The sequence below is a fragment of the Micromonospora sp. NPDC049203 genome (assembly GCF_043197215.1).
Classification (GTDB): Bacteria; Actinomycetota; Actinomycetes; order Mycobacteriales; family Micromonosporaceae; genus Micromonospora.
Genome location: NZ_JBICSV010000009.1, coordinates 1 through 13,722, shown reverse-complemented (window position 1 = coordinate 13,722; position 13,722 = coordinate 1). Strand labels below are relative to the sequence as shown.

At 73.8% G+C, this 13,722-nt stretch carries 13 protein-coding genes and 3 tRNA genes; 6 read left to right on the top strand and 10 right to left on the bottom strand.

Annotated features, from left to right (window positions below):
- Nucleotides 1–14: 14 nt before the first annotated feature.
- From ACGFIA_RS22840 to ACGFIA_RS22820, 5 genes are all read right to left on the bottom strand, one after another.
- Nucleotides 15–680, bottom strand: coding sequence for a hypothetical protein (locus ACGFIA_RS22840; RefSeq protein WP_393261905.1), 666 nt, complete (start codon nt 678–680; stop codon nt 15–17).
- Between the two features lie 94 nt (nt 681–774).
- Complete coding sequence (locus tag ACGFIA_RS22835) at nt 775–2,244, bottom strand: response regulator transcription factor (RefSeq protein WP_393261903.1); 1,470 nt, start codon at nt 2,242–2,244, stop codon at nt 775–777.
- A 228-nt stretch (nt 2,245–2,472) separates the two neighbouring features.
- Nucleotides 2,473–2,547, bottom strand: a tRNA-Val gene (locus ACGFIA_RS22830).
- A gap of 13 nt (nt 2,548–2,560) precedes the next feature.
- Nucleotides 2,561–2,631, bottom strand: a tRNA-Cys gene (locus ACGFIA_RS22825).
- A gap of 34 nt (nt 2,632–2,665) precedes the next feature.
- A tRNA-Gly gene (locus ACGFIA_RS22820) sits at nt 2,666–2,738 on the bottom strand.
- 275 nt (nt 2,739–3,013) lie between these two features.
- Between ACGFIA_RS22820 and ACGFIA_RS22815 the strand changes: the two genes are divergently transcribed.
- The gene (locus ACGFIA_RS22815) at nt 3,014–3,616 is read left to right on the top strand and encodes a TetR/AcrR family transcriptional regulator (protein ID WP_357389947.1); all 603 of its coding nucleotides are present in this window, start codon (nt 3,014–3,016) and stop codon (nt 3,614–3,616) included.
- A gap of 102 nt (nt 3,617–3,718) precedes the next feature.
- Here ACGFIA_RS22815 and ACGFIA_RS22810 read toward each other — a convergent pair whose 3' ends face one another.
- Nucleotides 3,719–4,552 (bottom strand): hypothetical protein, encoded by an 834-nt coding sequence (locus ACGFIA_RS22810; protein WP_357389949.1) that lies wholly within the window; start codon nt 4,550–4,552, stop codon nt 3,719–3,721.
- A 189-nt stretch (nt 4,553–4,741) separates the two neighbouring features.
- Between ACGFIA_RS22810 and ACGFIA_RS22805 the strand changes: the two genes are divergently transcribed.
- Together ACGFIA_RS22805 and ACGFIA_RS22800 are read left to right on the top strand one after the other, a co-directional pair.
- The gene (locus tag ACGFIA_RS22805) at nt 4,742–5,410 is read left to right on the top strand and encodes a 50S ribosomal protein L11 methyltransferase (protein WP_357389951.1); all 669 of its coding nucleotides are present in this window, start codon (nt 4,742–4,744) and stop codon (nt 5,408–5,410) included.
- Between the two features lie 9 nt (nt 5,411–5,419).
- Nucleotides 5,420–6,583, top strand: a complete 1,164-nt coding sequence (locus ACGFIA_RS22800) for a cytochrome P450 (RefSeq protein WP_357389952.1) — start codon at nt 5,420–5,422, stop codon at nt 6,581–6,583.
- A gap of 61 nt (nt 6,584–6,644) precedes the next feature.
- Here ACGFIA_RS22800 and bioD read toward each other — a convergent pair whose 3' ends face one another.
- Nucleotides 6,645–7,373 carry a dethiobiotin synthase gene (bioD, locus tag ACGFIA_RS22795; protein ID WP_357389954.1) on the bottom strand — a complete coding sequence of 243 codons (729 nt, stop codon included), beginning with the start codon at nt 7,371–7,373 and terminating at the stop codon, nt 6,645–6,647.
- Entirely contained in the window at nt 7,370–8,506 is a 1,137-nt protein-coding gene (locus tag ACGFIA_RS22790) for an 8-amino-7-oxononanoate synthase (RefSeq protein ID WP_357389956.1), read from the bottom strand. The genes bioD and ACGFIA_RS22790 overlap by 4 nt, the downstream gene beginning before the upstream one ends.
- 158 nt (nt 8,507–8,664) lie before the next feature.
- Here ACGFIA_RS22790 and bioB point away from each other — a divergent pair, with 158 nt between their 5' ends.
- From bioB to ACGFIA_RS22775, 3 genes are read left to right on the top strand one after another with little or no spacing between them, the layout of a single operon-like run.
- Nucleotides 8,665–9,660, top strand: a complete 996-nt coding sequence (gene bioB / locus ACGFIA_RS22785) for a biotin synthase BioB (RefSeq protein WP_013284870.1) — start codon at nt 8,665–8,667, stop codon at nt 9,658–9,660.
- A 7-nt stretch (nt 9,661–9,667) separates the two neighbouring features.
- Nucleotides 9,668–9,886 carry a hypothetical protein gene (locus tag ACGFIA_RS22780; RefSeq protein ID WP_357389959.1) on the top strand — a complete coding sequence of 73 codons (219 nt, stop codon included), beginning with the start codon at nt 9,668–9,670 and terminating at the stop codon, nt 9,884–9,886.
- 3 nt (nt 9,887–9,889) lie between these two features.
- Nucleotides 9,890–10,396, top strand: coding sequence for a GNAT family protein (locus ACGFIA_RS22775; protein ID WP_357389961.1), 507 nt, complete (start codon nt 9,890–9,892; stop codon nt 10,394–10,396).
- Between the two features lies 1 nt (nt 10,397).
- Here ACGFIA_RS22775 and ACGFIA_RS22770 read toward each other — a convergent pair whose 3' ends face one another.
- Together ACGFIA_RS22770 and ACGFIA_RS22765 are read right to left on the bottom strand one after the other, a co-directional pair.
- Nucleotides 10,398–10,928 carry a DUF488 family protein gene (locus tag ACGFIA_RS22770; protein WP_393261897.1) on the bottom strand — a complete coding sequence of 177 codons (531 nt, stop codon included), beginning with the start codon at nt 10,926–10,928 and terminating at the stop codon, nt 10,398–10,400.
- 116 nt (nt 10,929–11,044) lie between these two features.
- Nucleotides 11,045–13,480, bottom strand: coding sequence for a non-reducing end alpha-L-arabinofuranosidase family hydrolase (locus ACGFIA_RS22765; RefSeq protein ID WP_393261894.1), 2,436 nt, complete (start codon nt 13,478–13,480; stop codon nt 11,045–11,047).
- Nucleotides 13,481–13,722: the final 242 nt, after the last annotated feature.

Below are 13,722 nucleotides of genomic sequence, written 5' to 3'. Positions count from 1 at the left end.
GCCGGTCCGATCCGTTACGGGCGCTCGCTGTCGTCGGCGCGCAGCCCGTACCAGCCGATCGCGGCCACCAGCGCCACCTGCACCAGATAGCTCACGACGACCACCGCACGCGCGGCGTCCTGCGGCACCAGCACCAACGCCACGACGTAGACGAGCCCGGCGATGACCAGCGGACGCGGCATGGTCCGGCCGACCAGGGTGCCGGCGAGCGCCAGGACCATGCCGAGCACGATCGCCACCTGGCTGCCGAGGATGGCCGGGAGCAGGCCGTCGAGTTGGTCGTTGAACACCTCGAACAGCGCCCGCCCCTGCGACTCCGGCAGGACCGCCGGGTCGCCGGCGTAGGCGAACGGCAGCACCTCTGCGGTGATCACCAACGCGAACACCACGCCGCCGAGACCGGCCAGGAACGCTCCCACCAGGTTCAACACCCCGGCACGGCCCCGGGCCAGCCGGACGATGAACACCGCGGCGGCGATCCAGGAGATGGAGTACGCGGGCCCGCCGAGGTAGAGGTTCATGGGCCAGTAGGCGGCCCCCAGGTCCCGGACGTCGTCGTAGTGGATCGCACCGTCGAACGGCGGCTCCCACAGCATGAACAGCGTCCGCCCGGCCAGGGCCACCAGGAGCAGGACGAAGAGGGCGACGAGCGCGGCACGGCGCGACTTCGGTACGGGCACGGTGAGAGCCTCCGTCGATCGGATGATGCTCCACCGTGCCGAGAACCGCCGAAACGGGCATCGGCCTCAGCACCTATCTTCGGAGAAGCCCTGCTCAGCGCCGCTGCCGCGCGTGCTCCAGCCAGATCCGCGCCGCCCGTACCCGCCGGTTCGTGCCACCGCCGGGGGTCAGGTCGAGCTTGACGAAGATCGCGCGCAGGTGGGCGTCCACAGTGCGCTCGGAGACCACGAGCTGCGCCGCGATGCCCGCGTTGCTGGCGCCCTCGGCGAGCGCGGCGAGTACCTCGCGTTCCCGCGCCGTCAGCCCGCCGACCGGCGCCGGACCGGCTCCGGCCTCGACCCCCGTGCCGGGCACCTCCGGCGACGCCACGGCCTCCACCCCACCGGCCGGAACCGCCGCCTCAGCGACGTCCGCCGTGCCCGCTGCGCCGCCGCCGTCCGCCGTACCCTCTGCGCCGCCTCGCGGCGTCACCGCCGGTGCGGCCGGCAGGGTCGGTGCAGCAGGCGGTGCGGCCGGCAGGGTCGGTGCGGCGGTGAGCAGCCGCGCCAGGCGGCCGGTGCCGGCCCACGTGCCGCCGCCGACGACGACCGTCAGCGCCGATACGACGAGGGCGACCGAGGTCGGACCGAGGGACGAGCCCGGAGCCGCCACGAGCGTGCCGGCGCCGACGACGAGCAGGGCGGCGGCGGCCAGGCCGACGGCGCGCACCACGAAGCCGACCCGGCGGGCGTCGATGGTGCCCCGGGCGGCGGTGACCGCGCATGCCACGGCGAACACGGCGGCGCCGGACAGGGCCACCAGGAAGGCGACCGAGCCGAGCGACGGCTCGACGTCACCGGGGGCGCGGGCGACGGCGAGGAGCAGGCAGAAGACGACAGTCAGCGGCGCCGCGGTGGTGGCCGCGGCGGCCACGCCGAGGCGGGCCCGCACGGTGTGGTGCGAGCCGAGGGCGGCCCGCCAGAGCGTCACCGGCAGGACGAGCAGCGCCGCCACGCCCAGCACGGTGACCACGGCACCGACCGGCGCGAGCGCGGTACGCCAGGACTCCCCCGCGATCGTCGGGAGCCCGGCGAACGGCTCGGTCGCGGTCGTCAGCAGCGCGTTGACGAGCGTGGCAGCACCGAGGACGAGACCCACGTACCGGTGGGTCCCGGGGGTGGCCGCGCCGGTACGGACGACGGCCGAGGCGGTCAGTTGCAGCAGCGCGAGCGGGGGGATCCACGCCGAGTTCCACACCGCGACGGCCGGCCCGGCCCACTGGTGCCCGGCCGCGACGGTGGCCACCGCCAGGACGGCGAGCGCGAGGTACGCCAGCAGCGAGGCGGCGAGCCCGGTCGCCAGCCGGCCCGCGGCGCGGTGGCCCGACCGGGCGAGCCGGGACGCGGCGGTGGCCGCTGTCACGGCTGCGGCGGCCGGGGCGACGGCGCCGGCCGGCTCGGTCGTGAACCCGCCGTGACCGGCCGCTCCCAGGGCGACGAGCGCGACGGCACACGCCCCCGCCGTGGCTCCCGCGAGGACGGGCAGGCCCAGCAGCGCGGGCACCGGGCGGACGGAGGCGGTCATCGGCGCCCCCGCCGGCGCCGGGCGGACGACCGCCGACCGGCGGCGGCCCGGTTCAGATGCGCGCCCACCGGCACATTCAACCCGGTAACCCGCCCGAAGGTCGATCCCGTGGCGTGCGGCGCCGGTTTGTCACCACCGCGCGGGCGCGGCGACGGCCGGCGGCGCGGCATTGGACTGATCGCTGACGACGAGAAAGGCCGTGTCGAATGATCGACACGGCCTTTCCGCTGGTGGGCGATACTGGGTTTGAACCAGTGACCTCTTCCGTGTCAAGGAAGCGCGCTCCCACTGCGCCAATCGCCCTCGTCTAATGCCGAGGTGGAGACGGGATTTGAACCCGTGTACACGGCTTTGCAGGCCGTTGCCTCGCCTCTCGGCCACTCCACCGAGGTTGCCCCCGAACTGCGTGGCGGCATCTCCGAGCGGACGACGGGATTCGAACCCGCGACCCTCACCTTGGCAAGGTGATGCGCTACCAGCTGCGCTACGTCCGCACGCCCCCGGTGTTATCCGGTGACGGATGAGAACTTTAGCCGAGCCCGGGAACGGTTGCCAAATCGGGTCCCCTTTCCGGCGCGTCCGGGGTGGTCGGGGCCTCGCCCCGCAGGCTTCCTAGGAGCCTGGGTGGCTGGCTCGAAAGGGTAGTCGCGAAGGCCGCGACCTGCCCGAATCCGGGCGGCGCGTCGAGTGTCCGGCATCCGACTGTCCCATCGACGACCGGCCGCTTCGGTAACTCCTCGTGGTCATTCGGATGGGTTACCGTGACCCGGTGACGAGACGAGCCGCCGAGATCCGCCTGGACGCGCTGCTGCGTACGGCCTGCGAGGTGATCGCGGAACGAGGGCTCGCCAACACCCGCACCGCGGACGTGGCCGAGGCCGCCGGGGTCAGCCAGGCGCTCGTGTTCTACCACTTCGCGACGAAGGACCGGCTGCTCGCGCAGGCCTTCGCGTACGCGGTCGAGCAGGATCTGGCCCGCCTCGACGCGGTGCTGCGCTCCTCCGCCCCGCCGCTTGCCAAGCTGCGCCGGATGCTGCGCCTCTACACACCCACCGGCCGGGCCACCTCGTGGTCGATGTGGATCGACGGGTGGGCGGAGTCGCTGCGTACCCCGGAGTTGGAGAAGCTCTCCCGCCGCCTCGACCTGCGGTGGCGGCAGGACCTGGCCGCGGTGATCACCGCCGGGGTCGCCGAGGGCACGTTCGACTGCCCCGACCCGGCGGGCGCGGCCTGGCGGATCAGCGCGGTGATGGACGGGCTGGCGGTCCAGCTCGCGGTGCACGAGCGGGTGATCACCCGCCGGCAGATCGCCGAATGGATCCGCCTGGTCGCCGCCAGGGAACTGGGCCTGGAACCCAGCCAGCTCGACTGACTGTCCCACCCACCCCGCGCCGGTGATCAAGGAGTTCGTGTCTCCGTCCGGGCCGGCGGAGGACACCAACTCCTTGATCACCGGGAAGACCGCCCGAGGGGGTCAGTGCCAGCGGGGGCGGGGGCGTTCGAAGGGGGGTGCGAGCGTCTCCGGTTCGGCCGGCGCCGACGGGCGCAGGAGGCGGCGCATCCGCAGCAGCAGCCCGGCGCCGAGGAACAGCAGCAATCCGCCGAGCAGGAACGCGGCCTGCACCAGGCCGAAGCCGCCGCTGTCCGCCACCGGCCGCCCGGCCAGGCCACCCGGCGGCGGTGGCTCCACCGCGGCGTCGGTCGGCTCGCCGGTGGGTTCCTCGTCGGGCGCCTCGGACGACGGCTCGTCGCTCGGCGACTCCGAGGGCTCCGCGCTGCTCGGCGAGGGCGTCGGCTCGGCACCCTCCCCCACCACCTGACGGGAGGCGGTCCGCCGGGCCAGCAGGCGCAACTGCGGGTCGTACGCCTCGGCGGCGAAGCTCACCCGCCCGCGCCCGACGTCCTCGGCGAAGGCCACCCGGTAGCGGGCGGTCACGGTACGGCCGGGACAGAGCACCCCGGGGTCGAGTTGCCGGTCGGTGAGCCGGGCGGTGTCTCCCTCGGTGCGGATCTCCAGCGGGAACGATCCGCTGTCCTCCACCCGGTCCACCTTGAGCTGGTCCAGCCGCAGGCCCTGCACCCGCACCAGCATCGACCAGCGCACCTTGACACAGCCGCCCCCGTCGGAGCGGGACACCACGGCGGACAGCGTCTCCACCCGGTTCCCGGCGGTGAACTCGTCCGGCAGGCCGCTCAACTCGGTGGAGAAGGCAGCCGCCGCCCGCGCCGGCAGGGCTCCGCCGTACCCGGTCCCGGCCACGAAGGTCAGCACCAGTCCGATCCGCAGCGCGTGCCGCCAGCCGCTCACCACGCCTCCTCCCCCTCGGTCGTGTCCACAGGCAACGCTAGGAGTGCTCCGGGCACGCCGGTAGACGGGCGTGTTCGCATCCAACGCCAAGAGAAGAGGGCTGTTTCACCGAGTGTGGTGAACCGGTCACGACGCCGCCGCGACACGCCCGGGATCGGGCCCGGCCGGGCGGTGGGACACAATTCTCCGGTGTCCGAGCTGTCCGCCGCGTTCGTCCGGCTGCACGCCCGCCTCGCCCCGGTCGCCTTCGTACCCGAGGTGCTGTTACACCAGGCCGACGAGCCGATCGGCCTGTGGGAGCTGACCGAGGGCGAGTTCCGCAGTTCCCAGCCGCCGCCGTTCTGGGCGTTCGCCTGGGCCGGCGGGCAGGGCCTGGCCCGCTACGTCACCGACCACCCCGAGGTGGTCGCCGGCCGCCGGGTGCTCGACCTGGCCTCCGGCTCCGGCCTGGTCGCCGTCGCCGCCGCCCGCGCCGGCGCCGCCGCCGTCCGGGCGGTCGAGGTGGACGAGCGGGCCGTCGCGGCCGTCGCGCTCAATGCCGAGGCCAACGGGGTACGCGTCGACGCCGAACTCGGCGACATCCTCGATGACGACGCCGGGGACGCCGAGGTGGTGCTGGCCGGGGACGTCTTCTACAGCGAGGCGATGGCCCGCCGGATGCTGCGCTTCCTGCTCCGGGCCGCCCGCGCCGGTGCCCGGGTGCTGGTGGGCGACCCGGGACGGGCGTTCCTGCCGCGCGAGCGTTTCCACGAGCTGGCCGCGTACGAGGTGCCGGTCTCCGAGGCGCTGGAGAGCGTACGGGTGAAGCACACCACCGTCTGGGAGCTGGACCCGAACCCGCCCGGGGCCCGCCGCTAGCGTTACCGGGTGCTGTTCCGGGGCTGGGGCGAGTCCGTCGACGAGCCGTGGCCGGACGCGGCCACAGTCGTCGACCACGTCGGCGTGCCGCACCTCGTGGTGACCCGGCACGCGCTCGTACGCGAACTGCTCACCGACCCGGTGACGTTCCAGCCGGACAACGCGCTCGACGCGGTCACGCCGATCCCGGTCGCCGCGCTGCGGGTGCTCGCCGGGCACCGGTTCCGGCTGCCGCCGACGCTGGCGAACAACGGCAGCGCCAGCCACCCGGAGATCCGCGGCATCGTGGCCGACGCGCTGCACCCGCACCGGGTGGACGCCCAGCGCCGATGGCTGACCGGGCTGGTCCGCGAGCGCGTGGCCACCCTGGCCGCGGCGCTGGATGAGGGCCGCCCGGTCGACCTGTACGCGGGCCTCGCCGCCGACCTGCCGCTGCTGGTGCTGGCCCGGCTGGTCGACCTGCCGGACGCCCCGGTGGGCGCGGTGAAGGACTTCGCCCGCGCCGCGCTGGAGCTGTTCTGGGCGCCCCTCGACGAGCGCCGGCAACTCGCGCTCGCCGCCGAGGTGGGCCGGTTCCACACCGTGCTGCGGGAGTTCGCCGCGACCGGGGGCGGGCTCGCCGCGCGGCTGCGCGACGCCGGGCACTCCCCCGACGTGGTCGTCGGTGCGCTGTTCTTCCTGCTGGTCGCCGGCCAGGAGACCACCTCGCAGTTCCTCACCCTGCTGCTGCACCGGCTGTCCCGCGAACCGGCGGTACGGGCCGGGCTGCGCGCCGGCACGGTGGCGGTGGACGACGTGGTCGAGGAGGGGCTGCGGCTGGAGCCGCCGATCGTCACGTGGCGGCGGGTGGCGGCGGTCGACACCACGCTCGGCGGCCTGCCCGTGGCGGCGGGTACCAGCATCGTGGCCTGGCTGGCCCGCGCCGGGCGCGACCCGGCGGTGGTCGAGGCGCCCGGTGAGTTCCGCCCCGGGCAGCCCGGCTCGCGGCGGCACCTGGCGTTCGGCGCCGGGCCGCACCGCTGCGTCGGCGCGCAGCTGGCCCGGATGGAGGCCGCGGTGGTGGTCGCGGAGGCCACCGCGCTGCTCGACGGCGTGACTGTGGTCCGTCCACCGTGGTGCCCGGACAACCTGACCTTCCGGATGCCCGACGCGTTCGTGGTCAGCCGCGCCTGAGCGCTGCGGGTGTTAGGAAGGGACCCTTTACCTACCGGAGGCGTTAACAGGGGGCCCTGCCTTACTCCTCGGCCCAGGCCCGCCAGTCGTCGAGCACGCCGTACAGGGCGGGGGTGAGCCAGCCCGGCGCGGACCGGCGGAACACGCCCGGGTCCATGCCGCCCGCGCCGGCCGGCACCGCGCCGAGCAGGTTCGGCAGCAGCTCGGACAGGTTGAGCCAGTGCACCAGCTCCGGTTCGGCCGGCCAGGCGCCGATCACCACGCCGGCCGGCACGGCCCGCCGTTCCAGCGCCTCCAGCGTCAGCGCGGTGTGGTTGAGCGTGCCGAGCCCGGCCCGCGCCACCACCACCGCGGGCGCGCCGAGCGACACCGCCAGGTCGGCCACCGTCCACGGCTCGCCGGACGGGCGCAGCCCCATCGGTACGAGCAGACCGCCCGCGCCCTCGACGAGCACCAGGTCGTGCTTGTCCGCCTCCTCGCGGATCGCGTCGACCGCGTTGTACAGCTCCAGCGGCGGCAGCTCCGCCACCCGGGCCGCTGCCAGCGGGGCCAGCGGATCGGGGTAGCTGGCGAGCGTCCGGCCGGTCAGCGGGGCGGCCAGCCGGGTCACCGCGTCGACGTCGCCGGGCTCGCCGGTGGCCGTACCGGTCTGGCCGGGCTTGACCACGGCGACCCGCAGCCCGGCCGCCTGCGCGGCGGCGGCGACGGCGGCTGTCACCACGGTCTTGCCGACCTCGGTGTCGGTGCCGGTCACCAGCACCGGCCCGGTCCAGGCGTCGCCGAGGCTCATGGGGCACACTCCACGATCACGTCCAGGGCCCGGTCGAAGTCGGTCCGGTCCACGCCGGCGCTGACGGTGAGCCGCAGCCGGGAGCGGCTGTCCGGGGTGGACGGCGGACGGAAGCAGCCGACGGCGACGCCCCGGTCCCGGCAGGCGGCGGCCCAGGCGGTCGCCGCCTCCGGTCCGGGAGCGGTCACCGAGATCACCGCGCCGTCCGGGGCGGACACGGACAGCCCGGCCGCGCCGAGCCGCCGCACCGCAGCGGCGACCCGGTCGGCCAGGTCGGCGCGCAGCGCGTCCCCGTCGCGGGCCAGCCGCACCGCGGCGCGCACCCCGGCCACCACGGCGGGCGGCGGCGCGGTGTCGAAGATGAACGTGCGGCCGGTCTCCACCAGGTGACGGACGAACTCGGCCGGCCCGGCGACCACGCCACCGGCCCCGCCGAGCGCCTTGGAGAGCGTCGCCGTGACCACCACGTCGGGCGCGCCGGCGAGCCCGGCGGCGGCCACCCCGCCGGCCCCGGCCGGGCCGGTGACGCCGAGCGCGTGCGCGTCGTCGACGAGCAGCAGCGCGCCGTGGCGGCGGGCCACCGCGTGCAGCTCCGCGAGCGGGGCCAGGTCGCCGTCGACGGAGAAGACCGACTCGGTCACCACCACCGCCGGTCGGCCCGGCGCGGCGGCCAGCGCGGCGGCCACCGCGGCGACGTCGGCGTGCGGCGTCACGAGCGTCTCGGCGCCGGAGATCCGGCAGCCGTCGATCAGCGAGGCGTGGTTGTGGGCGTCGGAGACGAGCAGCGTACGCGGCTGCGCCAGCCCCCGGACGGCGGCGAGGTTGGCCAGGTAGCCGGAGGAGAACACGAGCGCCCGGTCGACGCCCAGCCAGCCGGCCAGGTCGTCCTCCAGCGCGTGGTGGGCGTCGGTGGACCCGCGCACCAGACGCGACCCGGTGGCGCCCAGCCCGTACGCGGACAGGGCCTCTGCCGCGGCGGCGGTGACCTCGGGGTGGGTGGCCAGGCCGAGGTAGTCGTTGCCGGCCAGGTCGACCACGGCGTCGTCGGCGGCGCGGGGGCGCAGCGTGCGGGTCAGTCCCGCCCGGGCCCGCAGCTCGGCGCGGCGGTCCAGGGCCGCGAGCCAGTCCGCCACCGTGCCGCCCCTCCCCGCCGACCGTCGCCCTTCCGGGCGCTTCCGCGGGGCGAAGTTACCACCCGCGCCGAGGGCCCCGGCGTGGCGCGGTCCCGGCTCGCCGGAGGGCAGGCGGCGGCTGTTTCCCGCGCTCATGGTGGCCTGTTAGGTTACGAGCCATGCCAGAGATCCTCGACCAGGCCCGGGAGCGGGTGCTGGGCAACGGTGTCGGCCTCGACGAGGCCGGTGTCCTCGCGGTGCTGAACCTTCCCGACGAGCACCTGCCCGCCGCGCTCCAGCTCGCGCACGAGGTCCGGATGCGCTGGTGCGGTCCGGAGGTCGAGGTCGAGGGCATCGTCTCGCTGAAGACCGGCGGCTGCCCGGAGGACTGCCACTTCTGCTCGCAGTCCGGCCTGTTCACCTCGCCGGTGCGTTCGGTCTGGCTGGACATCCCGGCGCTGGTCGAGGCCGCGAAGCAGACCGCCGCGACCGGCGCGACCGAGTTCTGCATCGTGGCCGCGGTGCGCGGCCCGGACGCCCGGCTGATGAAGCAGATGCGCGAGGGCGTCGCCGCGATCCGCGCCGCTGTCGACATCCAGGTCGCCGCCTCGCTCGGCATGCTCACCAAGGAGCAGGTCGACGAGCTGGTCGAGATGGGCGTGCACCGCTACAACCACAACCTGGAGACCTGCCGCTCCTACTTCCCGAACGTGGTCACCACGCACTCGTGGGAGGAGCGCTGGGAGACGCTGCGGATGGTCCGCGAGTCCGGCATGGAGGTCTGCTGCGGCGGCATCCTCGGCCTCGGCGAGACGGTCGAGCAGCGGGCCGAGTTCGCCGCGCAGCTCGCCGAGCTGGACCCGCACGAGGTGCCGCTGAACTTCCTCAACCCGCGCCCCGGCACCCCGCTCGGTGACCGCCCGGTGGTGGAGGGCAAGGACGCGCTGCGCGCCATCGCCGCGTTCCGGCTGGCCATGCCGCGCACGATCCTGCGGTACGCGGGGGGCCGCGAACTCACCCTCGGTGACCTCGGCACCCGCGACGGTCTGCTCGGCGGCATCAACGCGGTGATCGTCGGCAACTACCTGACCACGCTGGGGCGGCCGGCGACGGCCGACCTGAAGCTGCTGGAAGACCTGAAGATGCCGGTGAAGGCGCTCTCGGCGACCCTGTGAGGCAGCGGTGACCGAATCCTCCCCCGCCACCACGGCGGCCCCCGCCGCGCTCTGGTGCGACAGGTGCGGCGAGTCGGTGGCGGCCGGGCCGCACCCGGCGTGCGAGACGGCGCGGGCGTGGGAGCCGCCGCGCTGGTGCGCGTCGTGCCGGCGGCGGATGAAGGTGCAGGTCGTACCGGCCGGCTGGTCGGCCGTCTGCGTCGAGCACGGCGAGCGGCGGGGCTGAGGCGTGCTGCGCGGGCGAGCGGTGACGCTGCGGCCGGTGACCGACGCGGACGTGGCCGCGCTGGCCGCGATCCGGGCCACCCCGGAGGTGCGCCGCTGGTGGCGCGGCGGTGACGACCTGGCCGAGTCGGTGCGGGCCGACCTGGCCGACGACGCGCTGACGATGTACGCCGTCGAGCACGACGGCCGGCTGGTCGGCGCGATCCAGTGGTACGCCGAGACCGACCCGGACTACCGCCACGCCAGCCTGGACGTCTTCCTCGACCCGGCGGTACGCGGCGCCGGGCTGGGCGGGGACGCGATCCGCACGCTGGTCCGGCACCTGGTCGACGAGTACGGCCACCACCGGTTCACCATCGACCCGGCGGCGGCGAACACGGCGGCGATCCGCGCGTACGCGAAGGTGGGGTTCCGTCCGGTGGGCATCATGCGCCGCTACGAGCGCGGCGCGGACGGGCGCTGGCACGACGCGCTGCTGATGGATCTGCTCGCCGAGGACCTGGCCGGCTGAGTCAGCCGGCCCAGAGCAGGTTGCCGTCGGGCAGGCGGCGGGCGCCTTCGGCGGGCCGGTGCGGGCTGAGCCGGCCGTCCGGCATGAGGTGCGACACCGCCACTCCGCGACCGAGCACGGCGACGTCGGCGATCAGCCGCCGGTGGCAGCGCCACCAGACGCTCTCGCTGCACATCACCGCCGTGGTCCGCAGCGCGGCGTCGGCGAGCACCTCGTCCAGGGCCACGTCGAAGTCGGGCGTGCGGGTGTACGCGGCGTACGCCCGGAAGGCCGCGACCGTCCACCAGGTGTCCGGTTCCGGCTCTCCGGCGCGGACGTGCCGGCGGCCGCCGAGGCGCGGCTCCCAGCGGTAGCCGATGCCCCTTCCGGGCAGCCAGCGTTCCATCGCCTCGCGGCGGACGTCCGGGTTGGTCCGGCTGGCCGGGTAGCGGCGCACGTCCACCACGAATGTGACCTCCGCGCCGGCCAGCAGTTCCCCGAGCTGGTCCCGGCCGGCGGCCCCGTGCCCGACGGTCACCAGCGCGCGCTCCATCGACCCAGCTTGCCCCGGGTCGCCGCGGTCCGCCCACCGGCCGGGCACGGTCCACCCGAAAAAGCGTGCCCGGCACCACGCGGTGCCGGGCACGCCTCGGTTGTGCGCGGTGGGGCCTAGCGCTGGAGGGTCAGCACACCCGGCCGCCACGGCAGCAGGTTGTAGTCGCCTCCCGCACTGGGGTTCTTGCCCTGGTACAGGAACTGGAGGTTGCAGGCGTCCACGGTCTTGGTCTGGTCGGGGTTGGTGCGGACCAGGTCACCGTGGCTGATGTCGTTCGTCCACGTCGCGCCGCTGTTGGCCTTGCCGGCGAAGGGGTTGCTCTCGCTGGCGGCCTGCGGGGTCCACGATCCGCTCAGGCTGTTCGACGTGAACGACCGGAAGTAGCGGCCCTGGCTCCCGATCGCCTCGACGATCATGAGGTACTGGTTCTGGCCGGCCACCTTGTAGACCTCGACGCCCTCGAACAGGTTGTTCGTCGAGTCGGTCATGATCGTCGTGTAGTTCGAGCCGAAGCTGCCCGGGAAGTTCCCGAGCGGCATGCTCGACCGGTAGATCTTGCCGTTGTCCCCGGCGAAGAACAGGTACATGTTCTGGTCGTCACCGATGAGGGTCTGGTCGATGACGCCGTACGGGGCGTCCGGCAGGGTGGCGGTGGACAGCGTCTGCGCCGAGGACCAGCCGTTGGCGTTCGTCGGGTCGCTCGACGTCTTGTAGCTGAACGAGGTCGGCCCCCACTGGTACGCCAGCACCCAGATGTTCTTCGGCGCGAAGTAGAGCAGGGTGGGTGCCACGGTGCCCTGGCTCATTCCGTTTTGGCCGGCCGAGGCCATGTCGGACCAGTTGGTGAACGTGCTGAAGTTCATCGAGCTGTACTGGCCGCTGCTGTTGACGTACGACCCGTAGACCAGGTGCTTGCCGTTGTAGACCACGTTCGTGAAGTCCTTGAGCGAGACCCAGCCGTTCTGCGGGTTGGCCAGCGCGCCGGTCGACGACCACCGGTAGGTCGACGGGAGCGCGCAGCCACCCGGCGGCGGCGGCGTGGTCGGCGGCGGCGTGGTCGGGGGCGTGGTGCCGCCGAAGTCGGTCCGCCACTGCTGGTTGGTCTGTCCGTGGCAGTCGTACAACTGGACCTGCTGGCCGTTGCCGGTGCCCCAGACGTCCAGGCAGCGGCCGGACTGCACGCCGCTGATGGTGCCGTTGGAGTTGATGTTCCACTGCTGGTTGGACTGGCCGTTGCAGTCCCAGATGATGATTCCGGTGCCGTTCGCGGTGGCCGCGCCGTTCGCGTCGAGACACTTGCTGCCGTAGACCATCAGCTGCTTGTTCGAGGTGTAGGTCCACTGCTGGTTCGACTGGCCGTTGCAGTCGTAGAGCTGGACCCGGGTGCCGTTCGTCTGCGTGGCGTTCGGCACGTCGACGCAGCGGCCCGACTGCACGCCGACGATCCGGCCGGCGCCGCCGCTCGGCGGCGGGGTCGTGGTCGGGGTGGTGGTCGGGGTCGTGGTCGGCCCGGCCGCGTTGAGGGCGTTGAGGACCGAGGTGTACGCGGCCTTCTTGTTACCGCCGCCGTCGAACAGCAGCGGGCTCTCGTTCGAGCGCCACGAGTCGCTGTCACGCACGCCCCACACGGTGATGCCGATGCAGCGCGGCACGTTCAGGCACGCCTGCGTCAGCCCGGCGTACTGGCTGGTGGACGAGTTGGTGACGTCGACCTCGGTCAGCGCCACGTCGACACCGAGCGCCGCGAAGCTCGACAGCGTGGTCTGGAAGTTGCCCGGCAGGGAGCTGCCGCCGGTGAAGTGGGTCTGCAGACCCACGCAGTCGATCGGCACGCCCCGGGACTTGAAGTCCTGGATCATCCGGTAGACGCCCTGCGTCTTGCCGTACGACCAGTTCTCGATGTTGTAGTCGTTGTAGCAGAGCTTCACCGACGGGTCAGCCGCCCGCGCGGTCCGGAACGCCACCTCGATCCAGTCGTTGCCGGTGCCCTGCAGGTTCGACGAACGACGGCTGCCGTCCTCGTTGAACGCCTCGTTCACCACGTCCCACGCGGCCAGCTTGCCCTTGTAGTGGGCCATCACCCCGTTGATGTGGTTGATCATCGCGTTGCGCAACGTGCTGCCCTGCATGTTCTGCATCCAGGGCGGCTGCTGGGCGTGCCAGGCCAGCGTGTGGCCGCGGACCTTCAGGCCGCGCTGGGTGGCCCAGTTGTAGATCTGGTCGCCGGAGGAGAAGTTGAACTGCCCCTGGTTGGGCTCCGTCGCGTCCGGCTTCATCTCGTTCTCAGCGGTGATCATGTTGAACTCACGCGCCGCGATGGTGCTGTAGGTCGAGTCGTTCAGCCGGCCCGCCGCGATCGCCGTGCCGAAGTACCGGCCCGACTGCGCGGCGGCCGCGCCCAGCGTGGACGCGGCGGCGTTCGCCGACGGCATCATCACCGCGACGGCGGCCACCGTCACGGCGCTCACCGCGCCGGCGAGCAGTGCCCGGACGGCGGGCGATCGCCGTCGCCGACTCCCGCCGCGATGAAGGGATGGACTCATTGCCATCGTGGCCTCCTTACTGGCCGACACCCAGGCCGTCGGGGCGGGACGACTGGACGTTCCGGTTGGGGTATCTAGCTTTGTCGATGCTTTCACCACGCGTCGGTGGGGACAATGGTGTTTCGGAAACGTTTCGGAAAAGTTCTGGCCGGGCGGGGGGGGGGGGGGGGGGGGGGGGGCCCCCCCCCCCCCCCCCCCCCCCGCCCCGCCGGCGCCGGCCCGCGGAAGAAGAGAGGGAGGGGCGGGCG

Excerpts from the sequence above, each read along its gene's own strand:
- ACGFIA_RS22770 (WP_393261897.1), bottom strand. The coding sequence starts at position 10,928 with ATGGAGCGCGCGCTGGTGACCGTCGGGCACGGGGCCGCCGGCCGGGAC.
- bioB (WP_013284870.1), top strand. The coding sequence starts at position 8,665 with ATGCCAGAGATCCTCGACCAGGCCCGGGAGCGGGTGCTGGGCAACGGT.
- bioD (WP_357389954.1), bottom strand. The coding sequence starts at position 7,373 with ATGAGCCTCGGCGACGCCTGGACCGGGCCGGTGCTGGTGACCGGCACC.
- ACGFIA_RS22765 (WP_393261894.1), bottom strand. The coding sequence starts at position 13,480 with ATGGCAATGAGTCCATCCCTTCATCGCGGCGGGAGTCGGCGACGGCGA.
- ACGFIA_RS22835 (WP_393261903.1), bottom strand. The coding sequence starts at position 2,244 with ATGACCGCCTCCGTCCGCCCGGTGCCCGCGCTGCTGGGCCTGCCCGTC.